Source organism: Sporosarcina sp. Y1009 (assembly GCF_057669865.1).
The window spans coordinates 45,990-65,483 of the sequence record NZ_JBYHFO010000018.1 but is presented as its reverse complement, the minus strand read 5'-3'; the positions used below and the strand labels follow the sequence as shown (position 1 = coordinate 65,483).

General features: G+C 40.0%; 28 protein-coding genes. 4 read left to right on the top strand and 24 right to left on the bottom strand.

All coding sequences use genetic code 11. The features are described from left to right. Nucleotides 1–206 precede the first annotated feature (206 nt). Complete coding sequence (locus tag AC25Y1_RS16925) at nucleotides 207–869, top strand: polysaccharide deacetylase family protein (RefSeq protein WP_488149176.1); 663 nt, start codon at nucleotides 207–209, stop codon at nucleotides 867–869. A gap of 44 nt (nucleotides 870–913) precedes the next feature. On the opposite strand, the gene AC25Y1_RS16920 is transcribed toward AC25Y1_RS16925, so the two are convergent. Beyond that, entirely contained in the window at nucleotides 914–1,597 is a 684-nt protein-coding gene (locus AC25Y1_RS16920) for a KinB-signaling pathway activation protein (protein WP_488149175.1), read from the bottom strand. 130 nt (nucleotides 1,598–1,727) lie between these two features. Here AC25Y1_RS16920 and gerD point away from each other — a divergent pair, with 130 nt between their 5' ends. Further along, the gene (gerD, locus tag AC25Y1_RS16915; protein WP_488149174.1) at nucleotides 1,728–2,357 is read left to right on the top strand and encodes a spore germination lipoprotein GerD; all 630 of its coding nucleotides are present in this window, start codon (nucleotides 1,728–1,730) and stop codon (nucleotides 2,355–2,357) included. Nucleotides 2,358–2,390: 33 nt separating this feature from the next. Here the strand turns inward: gerD and AC25Y1_RS16910 are convergent, their stop codons facing one another. From AC25Y1_RS16910 to modA, 7 genes are all read right to left on the bottom strand, one after another. After that, complete coding sequence (locus AC25Y1_RS16910; protein ID WP_488149173.1) at nucleotides 2,391–3,449, bottom strand: Mrp/NBP35 family ATP-binding protein; 1,059 nt, start codon at nucleotides 3,447–3,449, stop codon at nucleotides 2,391–2,393. 79 nt (nucleotides 3,450–3,528) lie between these two features. Further along, complete coding sequence (locus AC25Y1_RS16905; protein WP_488149172.1) at nucleotides 3,529–4,242, bottom strand: N-acetylmuramoyl-L-alanine amidase; 714 nt, start codon at nucleotides 4,240–4,242, stop codon at nucleotides 3,529–3,531. 127 nt (nucleotides 4,243–4,369) lie between these two features. Continuing rightward, nucleotides 4,370–4,666 (bottom strand): rhodanese-like domain-containing protein, encoded by a 297-nt coding sequence (locus AC25Y1_RS16900; RefSeq protein WP_488149171.1) that lies wholly within the window; start codon nucleotides 4,664–4,666, stop codon nucleotides 4,370–4,372. Nucleotides 4,667–4,715: 49 nt separating this feature from the next. Beyond that, nucleotides 4,716–5,420, bottom strand: a complete 705-nt coding sequence (locus AC25Y1_RS16895) for a YetF domain-containing protein (RefSeq protein WP_488149170.1) — start codon at nucleotides 5,418–5,420, stop codon at nucleotides 4,716–4,718. Nucleotides 5,421–5,510: 90 nt separating this feature from the next. Next, the gene (locus tag AC25Y1_RS16890; RefSeq protein ID WP_488149169.1) at nucleotides 5,511–6,176 is read right to left on the bottom strand and encodes an ABC transporter ATP-binding protein; all 666 of its coding nucleotides are present in this window, start codon (nucleotides 6,174–6,176) and stop codon (nucleotides 5,511–5,513) included. A 12-nt stretch (nucleotides 6,177–6,188) separates the two neighbouring features. Next, complete coding sequence (modB, locus tag AC25Y1_RS16885) at nucleotides 6,189–6,878, bottom strand: molybdate ABC transporter permease subunit (protein WP_488149168.1); 690 nt, start codon at nucleotides 6,876–6,878, stop codon at nucleotides 6,189–6,191. Nucleotides 6,879–6,887: 9 nt separating this feature from the next. Continuing rightward, nucleotides 6,888–7,655, bottom strand: coding sequence for a molybdate ABC transporter substrate-binding protein (gene modA, locus AC25Y1_RS16880; protein WP_488149167.1), 768 nt, complete (start codon nucleotides 7,653–7,655; stop codon nucleotides 6,888–6,890). A gap of 151 nt (nucleotides 7,656–7,806) precedes the next feature. Here modA and AC25Y1_RS16875 point away from each other — a divergent pair, with 151 nt between their 5' ends. Together AC25Y1_RS16875 and AC25Y1_RS16870 are read left to right on the top strand one after the other, a co-directional pair. Next, a complete protein-coding gene (locus AC25Y1_RS16875; RefSeq protein ID WP_488149166.1) occupies nucleotides 7,807–8,064 on the top strand; it encodes a hypothetical protein in 258 nt (85 codons plus the stop codon). Nucleotides 8,065–8,324: 260 nt separating this feature from the next. Then, nucleotides 8,325–8,873 carry a hypothetical protein gene (locus tag AC25Y1_RS16870; RefSeq protein ID WP_488149165.1) on the top strand — a complete coding sequence of 183 codons (549 nt, stop codon included), beginning with the start codon at nucleotides 8,325–8,327 and terminating at the stop codon, nucleotides 8,871–8,873. Nucleotides 8,874–9,174: 301 nt separating this feature from the next. Here AC25Y1_RS16870 and rpsI read toward each other — a convergent pair whose 3' ends face one another. From rpsI to rpmD, 16 genes are all read right to left on the bottom strand, one after another. Further along, the gene (gene rpsI, locus AC25Y1_RS16865; RefSeq protein ID WP_488149164.1) at nucleotides 9,175–9,567 is read right to left on the bottom strand and encodes a 30S ribosomal protein S9; all 393 of its coding nucleotides are present in this window, start codon (nucleotides 9,565–9,567) and stop codon (nucleotides 9,175–9,177) included. Between the two features lie 20 nt (nucleotides 9,568–9,587). After that, complete coding sequence (gene rplM, locus AC25Y1_RS16860; protein ID WP_488149163.1) at nucleotides 9,588–10,025, bottom strand: 50S ribosomal protein L13; 438 nt, start codon at nucleotides 10,023–10,025, stop codon at nucleotides 9,588–9,590. Nucleotides 10,026–10,201: 176 nt separating this feature from the next. Then, nucleotides 10,202–10,945: a tRNA pseudouridine(38-40) synthase TruA gene (truA, locus tag AC25Y1_RS16855; protein WP_488149162.1), complete on the bottom strand. Its 744-nt coding sequence runs from the start codon at nucleotides 10,943–10,945 to the stop codon at nucleotides 10,202–10,204. A gap of 12 nt (nucleotides 10,946–10,957) precedes the next feature. Further along, nucleotides 10,958–11,755 (bottom strand): energy-coupling factor transporter transmembrane component T family protein, encoded by a 798-nt coding sequence (locus AC25Y1_RS16850; protein ID WP_488149161.1) that lies wholly within the window; start codon nucleotides 11,753–11,755, stop codon nucleotides 10,958–10,960. After that, nucleotides 11,749–12,624: an energy-coupling factor ABC transporter ATP-binding protein gene (locus tag AC25Y1_RS16845; RefSeq protein ID WP_488149160.1), complete on the bottom strand. Its 876-nt coding sequence runs from the start codon at nucleotides 12,622–12,624 to the stop codon at nucleotides 11,749–11,751. The genes AC25Y1_RS16850 and AC25Y1_RS16845 overlap by 7 nt, the downstream gene beginning before the upstream one ends. Further along, nucleotides 12,600–13,448, bottom strand: coding sequence for an energy-coupling factor ABC transporter ATP-binding protein (locus AC25Y1_RS16840; RefSeq protein ID WP_488149159.1), 849 nt, complete (start codon nucleotides 13,446–13,448; stop codon nucleotides 12,600–12,602). Before AC25Y1_RS16840 ends, AC25Y1_RS16845 begins: the two co-directional genes overlap by 25 nt. A 288-nt stretch (nucleotides 13,449–13,736) precedes the next feature. Next, the gene (gene rplQ / locus AC25Y1_RS16835) at nucleotides 13,737–14,117 is read right to left on the bottom strand and encodes a 50S ribosomal protein L17 (RefSeq protein ID WP_488149158.1); all 381 of its coding nucleotides are present in this window, start codon (nucleotides 14,115–14,117) and stop codon (nucleotides 13,737–13,739) included. Nucleotides 14,118–14,149: 32 nt separating this feature from the next. Then, entirely contained in the window at nucleotides 14,150–15,094 is a 945-nt protein-coding gene (locus tag AC25Y1_RS16830) for a DNA-directed RNA polymerase subunit alpha (protein WP_488149157.1), read from the bottom strand. Nucleotides 15,095–15,229: 135 nt separating this feature from the next. Then, on the bottom strand, nucleotides 15,230–15,622 hold the full coding sequence (rpsK, locus tag AC25Y1_RS16825; protein WP_172370550.1) for a 30S ribosomal protein S11: 393 nt from the start codon (nucleotides 15,620–15,622) through the stop codon (nucleotides 15,230–15,232). A 28-nt stretch (nucleotides 15,623–15,650) separates the two neighbouring features. Further along, complete coding sequence (gene rpsM, locus AC25Y1_RS16820) at nucleotides 15,651–16,007, bottom strand: 30S ribosomal protein S13 (RefSeq protein ID WP_488149156.1); 357 nt, start codon at nucleotides 16,005–16,007, stop codon at nucleotides 15,651–15,653. A 23-nt stretch (nucleotides 16,008–16,030) separates the two neighbouring features. Further along, a complete protein-coding gene (gene rpmJ, locus AC25Y1_RS16815) occupies nucleotides 16,031–16,144 on the bottom strand; it encodes a 50S ribosomal protein L36 (RefSeq protein WP_075526647.1) in 114 nt (37 codons plus the stop codon). Nucleotides 16,145–16,181: 37 nt separating this feature from the next. Then, entirely contained in the window at nucleotides 16,182–16,400 is a 219-nt protein-coding gene (infA, locus tag AC25Y1_RS16810) for a translation initiation factor IF-1 (RefSeq protein WP_172370548.1), read from the bottom strand. Nucleotides 16,401–16,790: 390 nt separating this feature from the next. After that, nucleotides 16,791–17,444, bottom strand: a complete 654-nt coding sequence (locus tag AC25Y1_RS16805; protein WP_488149155.1) for an adenylate kinase — start codon at nucleotides 17,442–17,444, stop codon at nucleotides 16,791–16,793. A 93-nt stretch (nucleotides 17,445–17,537) separates the two neighbouring features. Continuing rightward, nucleotides 17,538–18,830: a preprotein translocase subunit SecY gene (gene secY / locus AC25Y1_RS16800; protein WP_488149154.1), complete on the bottom strand. Its 1,293-nt coding sequence runs from the start codon at nucleotides 18,828–18,830 to the stop codon at nucleotides 17,538–17,540. Next, entirely contained in the window at nucleotides 18,830–19,270 is a 441-nt protein-coding gene (gene rplO / locus AC25Y1_RS16795; RefSeq protein ID WP_488149153.1) for a 50S ribosomal protein L15, read from the bottom strand. The genes secY and rplO overlap by 1 nt, the downstream gene beginning before the upstream one ends. A gap of 33 nt (nucleotides 19,271–19,303) precedes the next feature. Beyond that, complete coding sequence (rpmD, locus tag AC25Y1_RS16790) at nucleotides 19,304–19,486, bottom strand: 50S ribosomal protein L30 (protein ID WP_488149152.1); 183 nt, start codon at nucleotides 19,484–19,486, stop codon at nucleotides 19,304–19,306. Nucleotides 19,487–19,494 lie beyond the last annotated feature (8 nt).

The following is a 19,494-nucleotide window of genomic DNA, read 5'->3' as shown; positions in this document are numbered from 1 at the left end:
GTTAACAGCCGATTGCTCTACCACTGAGCTACTGCGGAATAGTATTTAATTTCTCGACAAAATTAATTATAACAAATTAAAAATAAATAGCAACTTTTCTTTTAAATACTTTCTGACAGCGACTTTTAAATAATAACATACACTCATCATATTTGTCAAATCTTGTTCATATCATATACATAGGTTGTGCTAAAGGAGGACAATATATGTACAAGAAAATAATTATAGCACTTATCGTCAGTTGCGGTTTGTTTTTACTTTTTCCACCCTTTCCCAAGAACTATTCCCTTACAAGCGTCTTCCGAGTCACTGAAGAGCCCGTCGCGATTACGCATGGTACATATGGCTCTGCACTCACAGTGAATATATCATTTGGGGATGATGAGGTGTTGAATTGGATTTCGGAACTAAAAAAACCTTATCCCACTCTTTTTATAGATATGGATTGGGCAGAGCGTTTTCCAGAAACCATACGCATCATGAAGGATAAAAACATTCCTACCGCATTACTTGGACAAGATAGTTTAGCTTATGAAAATGATGCAAAATTACTGGTGAAACAAATTGAACGCTACGAAATGACTTTTGGCAGAAAACCGCTATGGTTTAGAACTCAAGATGAAACGTTTTCACAGTTCTTGCATGAACTTCTGTGGGAATCTGAGATAAATGCCATGGGTTCTTCCTTCATCTGGACAGGCGGCGAAATTCCACCCGAAACAAAAGGAGAAATAATATCCATACCACATCACCGAGAACAACGTATAAACTTAGCAGAAATTAATCGACTATATGAAAGCCGTGATTTTCAATCAATTGAAGATGTTATTTTTGGCGTTCAAGGTAAAATGAAAAAAATCCCCGAATAAAAAAAACGGCACTGCAGTCTCATTTAGACTTTAGTGCCGCTTCCTTATTTTTTAGCCGAAGCTGTTTTCTTTTCTTTTCGACGCGCTTCACGGCGTGCATCCAATTTTGCTTTATCTATATCCGACATTGTATTGAATCTCGGTAAAGCTAAAATTTGATAAGCATTGACCGCCAGTAGCGGGAATAGAAGAATTGTTACCCATGTATCGATATTTCCAGAACGCACCATAAGTGCTGGTAACCATTCGAGTGTTGTAATCACAATCATAAAAAACAGCGCTGAAATAAGCGTATGTTTTTTTGTCCATTTCGCTTTGAAGTAAGCAGTAATAAAAGCGACTCCGACAAGCGATACTAATAATGTTAAATATAACAATGAGCGACCTGTATCTTCAGATGTCAAACGGAATCTGAAAAAGATCAAGTCAAACAACACAACTGCGATAATTAAAAGCTGCACCCAATTCCAAAGCGTCAACGATTTAAAAATATTCACGCCAAATTGATGGACTGTCAAATAAGCAAAGAAGCCCATCTGTGCAACAACACTCATTGTGAATCCTAAAAAGACCATCCACAAAAGTGCACCTATAAACTGCAAAACTTCACCTGAAGCTAATAAATCTGAAAAGAATTCCCAACGAACAATTAATCCAGCGACCGCGGTCACGAATCCGCCAATTAATAATGCAGTAAAAAAGAACTTAACCCAATTTCGTATAGTCACGACTAGTTTCCCCCGTTTTCGATTGCTCTTATTAGTGTAACAACGATTTACTTAAAAATCTATTTACGAAAACAATAAATGCATATTATTCGCCTGAATGTGAACAATAGATGAAAACGGATTGAAGGGAATGAATCCCGTGAAAAATAACTTATTGAAAGTTTTCCTCATCATACTTTTGTTAGTCGGGTGTTCTGCGGAAAACACTAGCCCGAATTATGACGAGATTAAAAAGATGATGACCGATTCGCTACAAACCGAAGATGGTAAAAAGGCACTTAGGCAAATATTATCTGAAGAAGATTTTCGTGAAATGCTTGCATTAGAACAACCGGAAGTCAAAAAGTCGATAGAGGAAACTTTACTTTCCAAAGAAGGCGAGGATTTCTGGAAGAAAACATTTGAAGATCCAAAGTTTGCTGAATCAGTCGCCAAAAGCATGAAAGATCAACAAGAAGACGTCATGAAAAAACTAATGGAAGATGCCTCATTCCTTAAGGTCATGGAAGACTTTTTCGGACAACCTGACATGCAAAAGCAAATGGAAACAATTATGAAATCCGCAACGATGAAAGAACAATACGAAAAAGTAATTGAAGAAACAATCAATAGCCCTCTTCTTCAGACGAAGTGGGAGAAATTAATAAAAGAAGCTGGGAAATCCTCAGAAGAGAAAGGTAAAGAGGGTGGTTCTGGTGGCAAAAGCGGAGAGAGTGGCGGTGGTGGAGGCGGAGCGGAAGGTGGCGGAGGAGGAGGCTAATAGCCTCCTCTCCAAAAACCCTTCGTGATAAGTTTACTTTTTTGTTTTCTCTAAAATAGTTGTGGCAATTTCAGTATAGATTTTTCCGATTGGATGGTCTTCAGCGTAAACTGAAGGTGCAAAATCTTCCTCATTCCAATCAGGTTGCCCAAGCGGAATTTGACCGATTAAATCTGTCCGAAGTTCTTCAGCAAGCCTTGTACCGCCGCCTTTACCGAAAACATATTCGCGCTCACCCGTTGTTTTAGATTCAAACCATGACATGTTTTCAATCACACCTAATAATTCGTGATCTGTTTGAAGTGCCATAGCCCCTGCACGTGCAGCTACAAATGCAGCTGTTGGATGTGGTGTGGTTACAATTATTTCTTTTGATGTTGGGAGCATCTGATGAATATCAAGTGCAATATCTCCTGTACCAGGCGGTAAATCTAGAAATAGATAATCCAAATCTCCCCACTCAACATCGCGGAAGAATTGGTCAAGCGCTTTTCCGAGCATCGGCCCTCTCCATACAACAGGTGCATTGTCTTCGACAAAAAAGCCCATGGAAATCACTTTAACACCGAGTCTTTCGACAGGAATAATTCTCTCCCCACGAACGATTGGCATTTTTGTGACACCCATCATATCTGGAACACTAAAGCCATAAATATCCGCATCAATGAGACCTACTTTTTTACCAAGACGAGCCAGTGCAACCGCTATATTTACAGATACTGTTGATTTTCCAACTCCGCCTTTACCAGACGCAATAGAAATAAATTCAACATCACTTAAAGGCGATAATATGTCTTGTGCTTCTGCTTCCGTTGCCGTCCCACGGAACTTATCTAGAACTTCCTGTGCAAGTTCTTCAAAACGAATACCAACTGAATTGGCACCCGCATCTTTTAAAAGATCAACTACCTTCATTTGAAACGGTAATTGTTCTGCAGTGTTGATTTTAGCAAGTGCAAGCTTGACACTGACATGCTCTTTTTCAACATTGATTGATACTTCGCTGATACCATCCGTCTCCGCAAGTGATTTATGTAAAAACGGATCTTTTAACTGACCTACTAATTCACGTACTTGTTGTTCATTGATCAACTTCAACACTCCTTGGAGGTTTTTTCAATTCGCCTCCAAGTATACCACAGTCGATAATTGGTTTCGATTGAACGCGCTTTCACATTTCTTCTGCATTTAAGAATGTTAAAATCCCCTCAACAATCGCATCTGCAACTTTCTCTTGATATCCAGGATCCGTGAGAAGCGCTCTTTCCTCGGGATTTGAGATAAAACCTGTTTCAACAAGGACTGCAGGCATTGGCGCATGTTTTAACAAATAGACACCACTGATGGAAAGTGCTTCACGATCTGTATTTTTTAAATTGTCACGAAAAGAAGCTTGAATCGATTTTGCGAGAAACTCTCCGCCTGGATCCCCACCTTTATGATAAAAAACCTGAGCACCCCGCCATTTCTCTTGTGGAATTGCATTTACATGAATACTAATAAAAACATCTGGGTTTTCATTCGCAGTAATATCTTGGCGCAACTTTAAATCTGCGAGTTTCCGGGATCGTACGGATGGAAATTGGTCTTCTGGTGCATGTTCGGCCAATGCGTCACCATCTTTTTCACGCGTCATGACAACTGTTGCACCTTTCTTCTTCAACCTTTTAGTCACCTCATGTGAAATGCTAAGTGTAATATCACGTTCCACCACATCTCCTGCCGAAGCACCACCATCTAATCCACCATGTCCTGGATCAACGACCACCTTTACACCTGCCAGTTCTTCAGGCATAAAAAAAACATTATCCGATGCCTTAACCCCATAAATAACGATTCCTAGCGAACTTAAAAAAATAATTCCAACTAGCACCCAACGCTTCACATAGACACCGCCTTTTTCCTCCACTATACGCAAAAAAGGAGCAAGATATGTCTAGTCCTAAATCTGAAAGTTACACCTAGTTTTGACAACAAAAAAAGGAACCTCCACGGCTCCCATTTCAAAGTCCTTATTCAGTTACGCCTTCCCATTCAAGCATACCGCCTGTCATATTGGCCACGTCGTACCCTGCATCTGCTAAATACGCTGTTGCGCGTCCACTGCGTCCGCCTGAACGACAAACAATTATGTAAGGCTTTGACTTATCAAGTTCGCTCACACGCTCTACTACCTCTCCAAGTGGGATGTGAATAGCTCCTGGTATAATTCCCTCCGCAACCTCATCATCTTCACGAACATCTACTAAATTCAATTGTTCACCGCTTTCCAACAACTCTTTTACCTCTACTGGTGTAATTTCTTTCATTAGATAACCCCCATCTATATATATGTTTCATTCATTTTAGCATATCTTTTCAATCCGAAGTTTTCATTTCAATAAATAAAGTACCGTCAGTTTGTAATTGTGCAAGAAACACTTGCTCTACTGACCCGACACCTTTCTTCTGTAGTTCTTTCATCAGCCAATCTTCTTTTAGATTCAATTCCGTTAAATTTTTCGGAATCAGTTTACCGTCTGAGATTAGTTCAGTTGGAAGGTATTTGGGTGCTGTTGTAGCCGCTTTAACATCTTGTTTCGTTGCCTCTTGTTCCGTAATCTTCTTCATAACACTAAGTTCTCCATTTGTTTCTAATATCGCGTAGTGGACTTCTTGAAAAGAGAAAATCGATTGCTCGCGCAGCATCATCATTAAATCATTGACATGTAATTGTTCTTTTCGCATCGCCTTTTCCATGATGGCTCCCTCTTTGACAATTATCGTCGGTTGATCATCCAACACAATCCGTAATCTTGCCGACTTCAGGGAAATATAACTTGCAAGTATAGTAAGTGCAGCCCAAATAATTAGCGATACTAACCCATTAAAAAACTTTACATCTGTTTGCCCTGCCATTTCAGCAGCAATGGAGCCGAATGCAATCCCTGTGATGTAGTGGAAGAATGTCAGCTGACTTAATTGTTTCTTGCCCAGAATTCGCGCTAAAATCAGGAGCGCTATGAAAGCTCCGACCGTTCTGAAAATCATTTCCCAAAAATCAGTATCCATAAAGTCCTTCATCAAATGTCCCACAACCTCTCACTACACTAGTGTGTTTAATTGTAGTGTGGACTTAAAGTTATATTGGCATTCAACTATAGGGAATATTGGTTAATCATCAGTAGTTAATCGTGATTCATTAGACTTTACAATAAGGCCGTTTTCAAGAAAGATAATTTTATCTCCGAGAGTTTTGGCTTCCTGCATATCATGCGTGACAATAATAAAAGGAATCTGCCATATAGCATGTAACCGTTTCAGTTCTTCCTGACACTCCAAACGCGTTTTTAAGTCTAGCGCTGATAGAGGTTCGTCCAGAAGTAAAAGCGATGGTTCAGTTGCAAGCGCCCTTGCAAGTGCTACTCTCTGCTTCTCTCCCCCAGAAATTTGATGGGGGTATTTGCTTGCTAGATGTTGAATACCTAGCGTGCTGACTAATTGATTTATACGTTCTTTTGCTACGACAGCCTCCATTTTTTTAACACCATACGCAATATTTTTCTCTACAGTCATATGAGGGAAAAGTGCGTAGTCTTGAAATAGATAGCCGATATTCCTTTGCTGCGTGGGTAAAGGCTTTTCATCTTCAGAAAAGAAGGTCTTTCCGTTTAAAGTGATTCGTCCCGCATCAGGATGATCCAAACCCGCAATCGCATTGAGTATTGTCGTTTTCCCCGAACCAGACGGCCCAAATAACACAAGAATCTCTTCTTCTACTGTCAGATTAACATTTACAACAAAATGAGGTAACTTCTTTTCAATTTGAATTTCAAGCATTTTATCGACCTCTTACGCATTATCATTTTTGTAACGTTCGATATTCCTTTTACTCCACCAGTTAAGCCACATAATCGTACTAAATCCGAGCGCAACGATGATGACAACCCAGAAAGTTGCCTTTTCCATTTGCCCCGACTCAACAGCAAAATAGATCGCCATCGGAATTGTATCTGTCTTCCCCGGTATATAACCCGCCAACATTAAGGTAGCCCCGAATTCACCAAGCCCACGCGCAAACGCTAAAACGAGTCCTGCCAATAGTCCAGGCCAAGCGAGTCGAAAGGAAATCGTCCAAAACACGCGCCAATTCGACGCACCCATCGTACGAGCTGCATTTTCCATTCTTGCGTCCAAACTGCCAAACGCGGTCGATGCACTTTGATACATGAGCGGAAAAGACACAACTATCGATGCAATAACAGCCCCAATCCAAGTAAACACAACTTGAACGTCAAACCAATTCAACAGCCAACTGCCAATAAAACCATTCTTCCCAAATAAAATAAGCAACCCAAAACCAACAACAGTTGGCGGCAATACTAGCGGAAGCATGAACAACGATTCAATAATACTCTTCCCGAAAAAATTTTTACGTGAAAATAGATGCGCGAAAAACACGCCAAAGATAAAGACAAAAAAAGTGGAGATGCCCGCTACTTTTAATGATAATATTAACGGCGAATAATCGGTCACGTCCATCCCCCTTACTTATTTGAATCCATATTTATGTAATAACGCTTGTCCTTGATCACCCGTTAGAAACGCTAAAAATGCTTTCGCTTCATCAGGATGGCCTGTATCTGAAACAACGGCGCCCGGATACATAATTGGGTCATGCCAATCCGAATCAGCCGTAGCCACTATAATTACTTTCTCAGATCGTAACACATCACTCGCATAAACGATTCCGGCATCCGCATTCCCTAACTCGACATGCGTCAACACTTGGCGAACATCTGAACTCATCACCAAACTCCCCTGCAACGAATCCCAAAGATCTAGTCGTTCGAGTACCTGTTTTGTATAACGGCCCGCAGGCACACTTTCCGGTTCACCAATCGCTAAATGATCAACGCCCGCCGAACTAATTTCTTCGAATGAAGAAACTTTGACAGGTTGGTCTTTATTTGCAATTAAAGCCAGCTCATTTTCAGCGAATTTTACACGCGTATCTTTAAGTATCATGTCTTCTACTTGCAGTCGCTCCATATCACTTTCGCTTGCCGACAGAAATACATCCGAAGGCGCACCCTGAATAATCATTTGCGCTAATTTACCAGAACCTCCGTAATTAAAGGTAAGTTCGATCGATGGATGTTCATCCTCAAATATCGGCTTCAACTCATTCAGCACATCTGTCAAACTCGCTGCCGCAGAAATCATTAAAGTAGTTTTTTCTTCTTTGTCTTCTGGCGTACACCCGATAGGTAATAGAACGAAACAAATCATAACAAGAAAATAAATCATTTTTTCCATCAAAACATTCTCCTTAGGAGCAACATTACAAATCACTTTATCTATTTATAAATTATATCATTATGGAAGAAATAAGCCTATGAGAGAGGAAGTGATCAGGAAGAATCAAAAAAACCTTCCAAGTGAGAAAAGGATTTGAAAAGTATTAGATTTGGAAGAGGATATTATAGAAATCCAAAGAAAACTAGTCAATGATGCTAGTGGAAAAGCTCAACAAGCTGCGGATGATCGGATTATGCAACACTATAGAATGACGACGGGCACGAACATGTATTGGGTCATTATATTAATAGTTTTGGATTCGCCTGTTGGTTGCAGAGACTTTTCAAGTGACCATAAATACACCACCTATACTTCATCTGCGTTCAATCTATTTTACACTCAAAGGTATCATCAAATCTCCCCGTAAAATCTTTCAGCGAAGATTTTCTTATTCGTTACCTCAACCAACTAGAAATAACTCCTTCAATCTAGTATTCCACCAAAATCCATTAATTACGAAACTAATACAATTACGTTGTTCCCAAAAGAACTCATAAACATCCTCCACACGAAGAGAACAATCTTTAAACTTTACTAAGTATAAAATAACTTTGGGATAGTTTGTCCAATCATTACTAGAAAATCCTCATATAGTAAGGTATCAAATGATGAAGGGAGGAAACAAAAATGCCAAAGGAAAAAGATAATAAAAAGAAGGATTGTTATGAATGCTGCAAACATGAAGGACATGATAAAAAACATGACGCTCATGGAGGAAAAGGAAAAGGAAAAGGTTTGTTAACTGAGTTTCAAGTTTTTCAGTTACCTATTAATAGAGCTGGACAAGCATCTATTCCTATTTCAACAGCTGCACCGACTGAACTCGGTAGAATTACACTAAATCTCGATGATGCTTTTGACCGTGTTTGGTTAAATGCTACTGTAGGATATTTCTCACCTGTTACTTCGGTTATCACATACAGAATTTTTCGTAATGCTGTTGTAGCCGGAACTGAGATATTTTCTGCAGTAGAAGAAGTTGAAGGCGGTAACTTCGAAAATAACTTGATCAACCACTTTTCTCATGTAGATAATCCTCAGACGACAGGAAATACTCCTATTTCAGGAAACAATCCTGTAACTTATATCCTCACAGCCCAAGCATCTGTTGCTGGACCAACTGTTATTGGTCCGCTCACATTTACCGGTGCTGAGATCGAAAGAAATAGAGGATAATCGTTTCAAATTCTTGGGATGACTTTTGACCAGAACAAAAGTCATCTCTTCTTTTTAACCGTTCAATAAAAAATGTTTAGTAATTACGAAGCAGGGATTTGGTTAAAGGCTATTAAATCAAGCTTTATTTATAGCGAATTAAATACGCTATGAATAGCTACACACTTGTCTCTAATGCCCTGAAAGAAAAACCGCTCGCATATTCAAGGATCTTGATAGCTATTCAATTCAATTTATTCGCATGAAAAAACCTCTTCCCGATTCTCGGGAAGAGGTTGTAAACGTTGATATGAAAATGATATTAACGTTTTGAGAACTGAGGTGCACGACGAGCGCCGCGAAGACCTGGTTTTTTACGTTCTTTCATACGTGGATCACGTGTTAAGAATCCTGCTTTTTTAAGTGCTGGGCGGAAATCAGGGTCAACGTGTAAAAGCGCACGTGCAACACCATGACGAATTGCTCCAGCTTGTCCTGTATATCCTCCACCGTGAACATTTACAAGAATATCGTAGCTTCCTAGAGTTTCTGTAGTGTTAAGTGGTTGTTTAATAATTTCACGAAGTGTTTCAAATGGTACGTAGTCTTCTGCATCACGGTTGTTGATGATAATTTTACCATCACCAGGTACGAGACGCACACGAGCTACTGAACTTTTACGACGGCCAGTGCCGAGATATTGTACTTGTGCCAAAGCTATTTTCCTCCTCTAATTTATCCGATAAGCTCGTAAGCTTCTGGATTTTGTGCTGCATGTGGATGATCCGGACCAGCATATACATTTAGTTTTCTATAAACTTGGCTACCTAAAGGACCTCTTGGAAGCATTCCTTTGATTGCAAGTTCTAGCATTTTAGTTGGGTAGTTTGTACGCATTTCAAGCGCTGTACGCTCTTTCAAGCTACCTGTATATCCTGAGTGACGGTAGTATTTTTTATCTTTTAGTTTATTACCTGTAAGATGAATTTTCTCAGCATTGATGATGATGACATGATCACCGTTGTCAATGTGAGGTGTGAATGTTGGTTTATGTTTACCGCGTAAAAGTGCTGCAACTTCTGATGCAAGACGACCTAAAGTCTGTCCTTCAGCGTCGATAACGAGCCATTTACGCTCTACTTCGTGACCTTTAGCCATGAATGTTGTACGCATGTTTAAATCCTCCTAATATACCTATAAATTTCCCGTTTTTTATCTATATCCCTAAACACAAATAACCTTCCGGGGCTTTTTTGTGGGGTTTTAGAAATACCACTACTTATCTTATACCGAATATGCAATTAAGTCAAGCGTTTTATAAAAAAACACGTGGTGAAGTTGCTTTAATTTTAATAAGTTACATTCTCCAAGTACAAACCGTGTGCTGGAGCTGTTTTGCTGGCTTCTTTTCGATCCTTTAATTCAAGGATTTCCTTGACGTTTTCAGGAGTATGCCAACCTATACCTACCGCAAGCAACATGCCTGCAATTGTTCGCACCATATTATACAAAAAACCATCGCCTTCAATTGTCATGATTAATTCATCATCACTTTTTTCAAGCGTTAATAATCGAATCGTTCGTACCCGATTTGATGTAGCAGTTTTCGATGAACAAAAACTAGTGAAGTCATGTTTCCCTATTAAATAAGCCGCTGCTTTTTTCATCTCTTCCACATCGGGATTCCATCTCTCGAGATGGACGGACAAATTCCGCTCAAACGGACTATGAACTTTTGCAGACGACCATTTATAGACATAAGTTTTTCCGGTTGCAGAATAGCGTGCGTGAAAGTTTTCATCTACATATTCTGCCTCGACAATACGAATATCCTTTGGTAGCAAGACATTCAATGCCATTTGCCAGCGATCAGTCGGCAAGGTTAGCGGAGTATCGAAGTGAATGACTTGCCCATTTGCATGTACACCCGCATCCGTTCTACCACTTGCAACCGAGTGAATTCCTTTGTCTTTATGGATTTTCACCAATGCTTTATCAATTTCTGATTGGACAGTTCGTAGGCCACCGGGTTGCGACTGATAGCCCGCAAAACTTGTCCCATCATAAGCGACAGTCGCTTTAACACGATTCATCTTTTCAACCCCCTACGCTTTCAAAGTATAAAGGGCAGCAACTAGTAACATCAGTAATACCATAGAGAATGTATCGCCGCCGCCCCATTTCAATTGTCTATAGCGCGTGCGTCCTTCGCCACCTCGATATCCCCGAACTTCCATTGCGATGGCAAGCTCCTCAGCTCGTTTGAAGGCACTGACGAAAAGTGGCACAAGCAATGGAATTACTGCCCGAATTCGTTGTTTAATGTTACCTGTACTAATGTCTGAGCCACGTGCAAGTTGCGCTTTCAATATTTTGTCGGTCTCGTCCATTAATGTTGGGATGAACCTAAGCGAAATCGACATCATGAGGGCAAGTTCGTGAACAGGTAATTTAATTCGTTTTAAGGGATTTAACAAATCTTCCATTCCATCTGTTATCGAAATAGGAGAAGTAGTCAACGTTAAAATCGAGGTCATTAAAACAAGAACAAGAAACCTGATGGAAATGAAAATCCCTTGACGAAGTCCTTCTTCATAAATTTTAACAATCTTTAAATCGACAAGGAGAATTCCTTCTTTTGTAAAGAAAATATGCATGAAAAAGGTGAATATAATTAAAATTAGTATCGGTTTTAAGCCGTTCAATAAAAAGTAAAGACGAATTCTTGAGATAAAAATGACGAAAAAAGTAAATGCAATTAATAATGCATAAGTAACGACATTATTTGCAAAGAAAACAGCAATGACGAAAAAGAGAACGAATAATAATTTTGAACGCGGATCCAGTTTATGGACAAATGAATCACCCGGTATATACCGTCCAAAAATCATCTTTTCTAACATGAATCAGCACCTTCTTCTAATGCCGATTCCGTTATGAGACTAGCCAGCTGTTCTTCAGTGAGGGCAATGGTCGATAACTTCCGACCAAGTTTCCGCTCTAAATTCCGCTGAAACTGTACTGAACGCGGTAAACCTAATCTGTAAGAAGATAACTTCTCTTCATCCGAAAAAACTTCTTCTGGTGTTCCCGTCATAACAGATGTTCCATCGCTCATAACGATTACTTGATCTGCATATCTTGCCGCATCTTCCATACTATGTGTAACAAGAATTGTTGTTAAATTTTCTTTTTTATGAAGTTGGCTAAATAATTCCATAATCTCTTTTCGTCCACGAGGATCCAGTCCTGCTGTCGGCTCATCTAGAATGAGGACGGAAGGTTTAAATGCAAGAACGCCTGCAATCGCAACACGTCGCATTTGACCGCCTGACAAATCAAAAGGTGACTTGTCAGCAACGTCTTCTGGGAGCCCTAACAGTGTAATCAATTCGTAGGCACGTTGTTTTGCCTCTTCTTCAGAGACACCAAAATTCATGGGGCCAAATATAATATCTTTGACAACTGTCTCTTCAAATAATTGATGTTCCGGAAATTGAAAGACAATACCCACATGACGTCTGACATCTTTTAAACCTTTCGTCTTCGTACCAGCTGAAATTGTGGTATCACCAATCTTCACGATACCCTCAGAAGGCTTCAGAAGCCCGTTCAGATGCATCAGCAGTGTTGACTTGCCTGAACCAGTATGACCAATAATCGCAGTGTAGGCGCCTGATTGGATGCTTGCATCTACATCGTACAATGCTCTCTTTTCAAAAGGCGTATCTTTACTATATAAATACCCTACTTTTTGAAGTGAGATGTCCATAATTCATTCACCAACTCTTCTTCAGTCATATGTTCACCATTTAAATTTAATCCACTTTTACGTAAGAGTGTCGACACCCTCATTGCAAATGGCAAGTCAAGACCAATTGATTCTAATTCTTCGCCTCTTTTAAATATTTCCGCTGGCGTACCTGTTTGTAGTACTGTTCCTTGATTCATCACAATTATTCGGTCTGCAAGAAGGGCTTCTTCCAAGTCGTGTGTAATTGAAATCACTGTGAGATTTGTTTTTTCTTTTAATTGTTGCACAATGTGAATCACTTCATCTCGCCCCTGTGGATCGAGCATAGAAGTGGCTTCATCCATTATTAATAAGTTCGGTCGTAGTGCAAGCGCACCTGCAATTGCGACACGTTGTTTCTGACCGCCTGATAAATGGTGAGGTTCATGGTCAAGGAAGTCACCCATCTTAACTTGTTGTAACGATTCATGAACGCGCTTAACCATTTCTTCAAATGGGATCCCGTTATTTTCAAGTGCAAATGCAACGTCATCTTGTACCGTAGAACCGACAAATTGATTATCTGGATTTTGAAATACGATGCCCAACCGTGACCTAATATGCCATATGTTTTCATTGGTCAATTCCTCACCAAAAACACGAACGACACCATCTTCTGGGAATAACAAACCAATCATTAGTTTAGCCAAAGTGGATTTACCCGAACCATTATGCCCAACAATTGCAATCCATTCACCATCATGAACTGAAAAAGTCACACCATCTATTGCCTTTTGCACCTCTTCTTCATCATCAGTCGGATACGAATATGAGACATTTTCCATTGATAAGATTTCCTTCATCGCCATCACCTCCAGCATTCTTTCTATGTATAGAGATAAAAATCCCTTGCCAAATGCCAAGGAATTCATTATTTTTAAATAAAAAAAAGCGCGCACCTCATCCGAAGAAATGCGCTCAAATCTATAACGAATACTGGAGTGCTCATGTCCAGTATCGCGGATGAGGTGCGTAGAGCTAGACCAGGCAGTAAGTAACCTGCTGATCGTAACACTCAGCTTTAAATTGTCGTATAAATCGTTTTAAAAAAGGGGTGTGGACAAGCGTTCGCCATACACACCCCGTCAAAATTAGACTAGTTCAATTACTACTACAGGTGCACCGTCACCGCGACGGGGACCCATTTTCATGATACGTGTATATCCACCTTGACGTTCTGCATAGCGTGGTGCTACATCATCAAATAATTTCTGGATTGCAAAGACTTCAACGTCTTCACCTTCCGCATTTGTAATTTCAACTAGCTCACGACGCATATATTGTGCAGCTTGACGACGTGCATGTAAATCTCCACGTTTACCAAGTGTAATCATTTTTTCAACGACTGAACGCAATTCTTTTGCGCGTGCTTCTGTCGTTTGAATGCTTTCATGTACGATAAGATCAGTTGTAAGGTCGCGAAGCAACGCTTTACGTTGTGAACTTGTACGTCCAAGTTTTCTGTATGCCATAAGAGTTTCCCTCCTTCAACCTATAAATTCAATTAATCTTCTGTTCTTAAATCAAGATTAAGGTCATCTAGTTTTGCTTTCACTTCTTCAAGTGATTTGCGGCCTAGATTACGTACTTTCATCATTTCTTCTTCTGATTTATTTGAAAGCTCAAGGACAGTATTAATGCCCGCGCGTTTTAGGCAGTTATAAGATCGAACTGACAAATCAAGTTCTTCAATAGTCATTTCCAGAACTTTTTCGATTTGATCTTCTTCTTTTTCTACCATAATTTCCGCTGTTTGTGCTTCATCCGTCATGTTGACAAATATATTCAAATGCTCAGTAAGAATTTTTGCTCCGAGTGCTACAGCTTCTTTTGGACCAATGCTACCATTTGTTGAAACATCCAATGTTAACTTGTCAAAGTTTGACAATTGTCCAACCCGAGTATTTTCAACTTGGAAATTAACACGTGATACAGGTGTATAAATCGAGTCAATCGGAATGACACCAATTGCAAGATCCTCCCGTTTGTTTGTTTCAGCTAAAACATAGCCACGACCACGAACTGCATACATGCGCATGCGTAAGTGACCATTTTTCCCAAGCGTTGCAATCGGCAATTCAGGATTCAGGATCTCTACATCACTGTCATGGGTAATATCCGCAGCAGTAACGACACCTTCACCTTTAACATCAATTTCAATTACCTTCTCTTCATCTGAATAGATTTTCAGGGCAATTCTTTTCACATTCAAAATGATAGATGCTACATCTTCAACGACACCCTCAACAGTAGAGAATTCATGAAGAACACCATCAATTTGAATAGAAGTTACAGCTGCTCCTGGTAGTGAAGACAAAAGAATTCGACGAAGGGAATTCCCTAAAGTATTCCCGTAGCCACGCTCAAGTGGTTCAATGATAAACTTCCCGAATTTGGAATCATCGCTGATTTTTACTGTTTCAATCTTTGGTTTCTCAATTTCGATCATTCGTTTACCCTCCTTCAAAACGTCGTATTAAATGGCCGTTCCATATTGAAATCGATATTCACAGACGGCAAATTGCAGTCTTACCATTCATTTTTACCAAAAAATGTGTTTCTCAATCAAATGGAGATAAAGCCATTATACACGGCGGCGTTTTGGTGGACGGCATCCGTTATGTGGAACCGGAGTTACGTCTCTAATTGCAGTTACTTCAAGACCTGCAGCTTGTAGTGAACGAATTGCAGCTTCACGTCCAGCACCCGGACCTTTTACAGTAACTTCTAGAGTTTTCAAGCCATGCTCCATAGATGTTTTTGCAGCAGTTTCTGCAGCCATCTGTGCAGCAAATGGTGTTGATTTACGGGATCCTCTAAATCCTAGTGCACCAGCACTTGACCATGAAAGTGCGTTACCTTGCATGTCAGTAATTGTAACAATTGTATTGTTAAACGTCGAACGGATATGTGCAATACCGGATTCGATATTCTTTTTCGTACGACGACGTGTTGTTTGTTTTTTACCTTTAGCCATGTTAAGAAGAAACCTCCTTTACGTATATTTATCTTCTAATTGCTTTTTTAGCGCCTTTACGAGTACGGGCGTTGTTTTTCGTGTTTTGTCCGCGAACTGGAAGTCCACGACGATGACGCATTCCACGGAAGCTTCCAATTTCCATCAAACGTTTGATGTTAAGGGAAGATTCACGACGAAGGTCACCTTCTACTTTCAAACTGTCAATTTCTGTACGGATTTTATCGAGTTCTGCATCAGTAAGGTCGCGAACGCGAGTTTCTTCTGAAACGCCGGCTGCTGCCAATACTTGTTGTGCAGTTGTCTTACCAATTCCGAATACATATGTCAAAGAAATAACAATGCGCTTATCACGCGGAATATCTACTCCAGCAATACGTGCCATATTGATTGTGCACCTCCTTCAATTTAGCCTTGTCTTTGTTTGTGTTTTGGATTTTCACAGATAACCATTACTCGCCCACGTCTGCGAATAACTTTACATTTTTCACAGATCGGTTTTACAGATGCTCTAACTTTCATCTTACCCAACCTCCTTCATATTCCGGAGTACAAAAGTTTATTTGAAACGGTACGTGATACGACCGCGCGTCAAATCATAAGGAGAAAGTTCCATAGTTACTTTGTCGCCAGGCAGGATACGGATAAAGTGCATACGGATTTTTCCTGAAACATGCGCAAGAATCGTATGGCCGTTTTCAAGCTCAACTTTAAACATCGCGTTTGGCAACGTTTCGACTACAGTACCTTCAACTTCGATTACATCGTCTTTCGTCATCAATCCTGTCTCCCTTCTCTATCAATAAAGGTTCTCACCATCAATCGGCATCAGTCGCCTTTAAAGCTTCCTTCAACATATGTCTGGAACGCAAGAGTGATGTTTGAAAGACGTCAGTCACATTTGGTTTCCCTTAAACAAATCTTTGCCCACAAGCGTTGTGGTTAATATGCTTTTAGGAATGGACACGACCGTCCAGATTGCCTTGGATGAGTTCCTAAGCTACGTTATTCCAGATTTAGGTACAGAATTAAGTGTAATACTTTTTCGACCTAAAACCTTTACGCCTCAGAGAACTCTTGCAGTTCTTATCCCGGGCATCATATGCTTTTGCAGCTCTTTGTGTGAAATAACCTTCCCGACTAGCAATTAGCATGAGCCCGGAAAGGATTACTGTCCGTTCCCCTGAAGGATTACGTCCAGCTCTTTGAAAACGTCACCGATGTCCTGTTGACCATCGATATTTGTGAGCACACTTTTCGCATCATAAAATGCTAGAAGTGGTGCAGTTTGTGTCATATTTACTTCCAGACGATTTTTAACAGTTTCAGGATTGTCATCCTCACGCTGATAAAGTTCGCCGTTATCTTTATCACAAACACCTTCAACCCTTGGCGGATTGAATAGTAAATGATAAGACGTTCCGCATACTTTACAAATCCGGCGACCTGTTAAGCGTTTAACAAGTTCTTTCGAATCTACTTCAATATTTAGAACGTACTCGATTTTTCGGCCCATGTCCGATAAAAGTGCATCCAGTGCTTCCGCTTGAGGAACAGTGCGCGGGAATCCGTCTAACAGGAATCCTTTATCGCAATCCGGTTTACTCAAACGTTCACGTACGATACCAATCGTTACTTCATCAGGAACTAATGCTCCTTGATCCATATACGATTTTGCTTTAACACCAAGTTCTGTACCTTCAGAAATAGCTGTTCGGAACATATCGCCTGTAGAAATATGAGGAGTATCGTACTTTTCAACAATATTGTCTGCCTGTGTGCCTTTTCCAGCACCCGGCAAACCCATAAGTATGATGTTCATACGGTTTAACCTCCACACTTTTCTTCAATAGGGAAGAAGAATGTACTTCAATTTTACCTTAAAGAATGTACTTCCATTCTTCCTTTAAGAAGTTTATTTCATGAATCCTTTATAATGCCTTTTTACAAGTTGTGATTCAAGTTGTTTCATCGTCTCCAGTGCAACACCGACTACAATTAGTAAACTTGTTCCTCCAATTTGTAATGACTGTGGCAGATTGGCTAAATTAATGAATATAATCGGCATCACCGCAACGATTGAAAGGAAGATTGACCCAACAAACGTTAATCTATACAAAGTGCTTGTTAAATAACTCTCTGTATCATGACCTGGACGAATACCTGGAATATATGCGCCTTGCTTTTTCAAATTATCCGCAATGTTTTCAGGATTAACCTGAATAAATGCGTAGAAATAAGTGAAAGCAATAATGAGCGCTACATAAATAACCATTCCTACCGGGTTTGTATAATCAAATATGTTAATTATTGTCGCCGTTACATTACTTTCCCCGAAAAACGATGCAATTGATTGTGGTGTGATGAAAAACGCCACTGCAAAGATTACTGGGATAACACCTGCTGCGTTAAGTTTCAATGGCATATGCGTTTGTTGACCTGACGTCGATTGACCACGGCCAGTTGCCCGCTTAGCATATTGAACCGGAATTTTACGAAGTGCTTCTTGTACGTAAATAACGCCGACAGTTACAGCAACGACAACTAGAAGTAACAGTGCCATAATCGCTAACTTTATAAATAATGCGTCACCCGCATCTTGAATTTGAGTTGCATACAACTCGTTGGCTGCAGTTGGGATCCCAGCGACGATTCCAGCGAAGATGATGATGGAAATACCATTTCCAACGCCTCTTTCTGTAATCTTTTCACCGAGCCATAACAGGAATGCAGTTCCAGCTGTAAGAACAATTGCAATAACTACATAGGTTGCAATACCTTCATCTTGTATAAGTGTTCCGCCGTACATTCTATTAAAGCCGAATGACATTGCGATTGCTTGAATAAAGGCTAACACAATTGTGAAGTATCTTGTAAATTGTGCTAGTTTACGTCTTCCAACGTCTCCTTCTTTCGCCCACTCAGTAAATTTAGGTACAACATCCATCTGTAGTAATTGCATGATGATGGACGCTGTGATGTATGGCATAATTCCCATTGCTAGAATGGAGAAGTTTGCCAAAGCACCACCGCCGAAAATATTAAGAAACCCGATTAAACTGTGATCTGTTTGCTGTAGTGCTGTTGCATCGACATTGGGTACGGGAATAAACGCACCTAATCTAAATGCAAGTAAGACTAACAACGTAAAAAGAATTTTATCTCTTATATTTTTAACGCGCATAAAGTTAGAGATCGTCTTAAACATTAAATCACCTCGGTTTGTCCGCCGGCTTTTTCAATAGCTTCTTTAGCAGCAGCAGAGAATTTGTGGGCCTTAACTGTAATCTTTTTCTCAAGTGTTCCATTACCTAGAATCTTGATACCTGATTTAGTTTTGCTAACAATACCCGTTTCGATTAACAATTCGGGTGTTACTACTGTGCCTTCTTCAAAAAGGTTTAATTTATCGATATTTACAACTGTATATTCTTTACGGTTGATGTTTGTAAATCCACGTTTAGGAAGTCTTTGGAATAATGGTGTTTGACCACCCTCAAATCCTAGACGAGTACCACCGCCGGAACGAGCATTTTGACCTTTATGCCCTTTACCAGAAGTTTTTCCAAAGCCAGAACCGATACCACGTCCAATACGTTTCCGTGTTTTACGAGCACCTACTGCTGGTTTCATTTCATGTAAGTTCATTTCATTGGCACCTCCTTAATAAGAAAAACAGAATTATGACTCTTTTACAGTAACCAGGTGGGATACTACATTGACCATGCCACGAATTGCAACATTGTCTTGATGTTCAACCGTCTGGTTAATCTTGTTTAGCCCTAAAGCTTGGACTGTTTTACGTTGTGCCGGTTTTGAACCGATCACACTTTTTGTAAGGGTAATTTCGAGTTTGTTCGCCATTGTCTTTC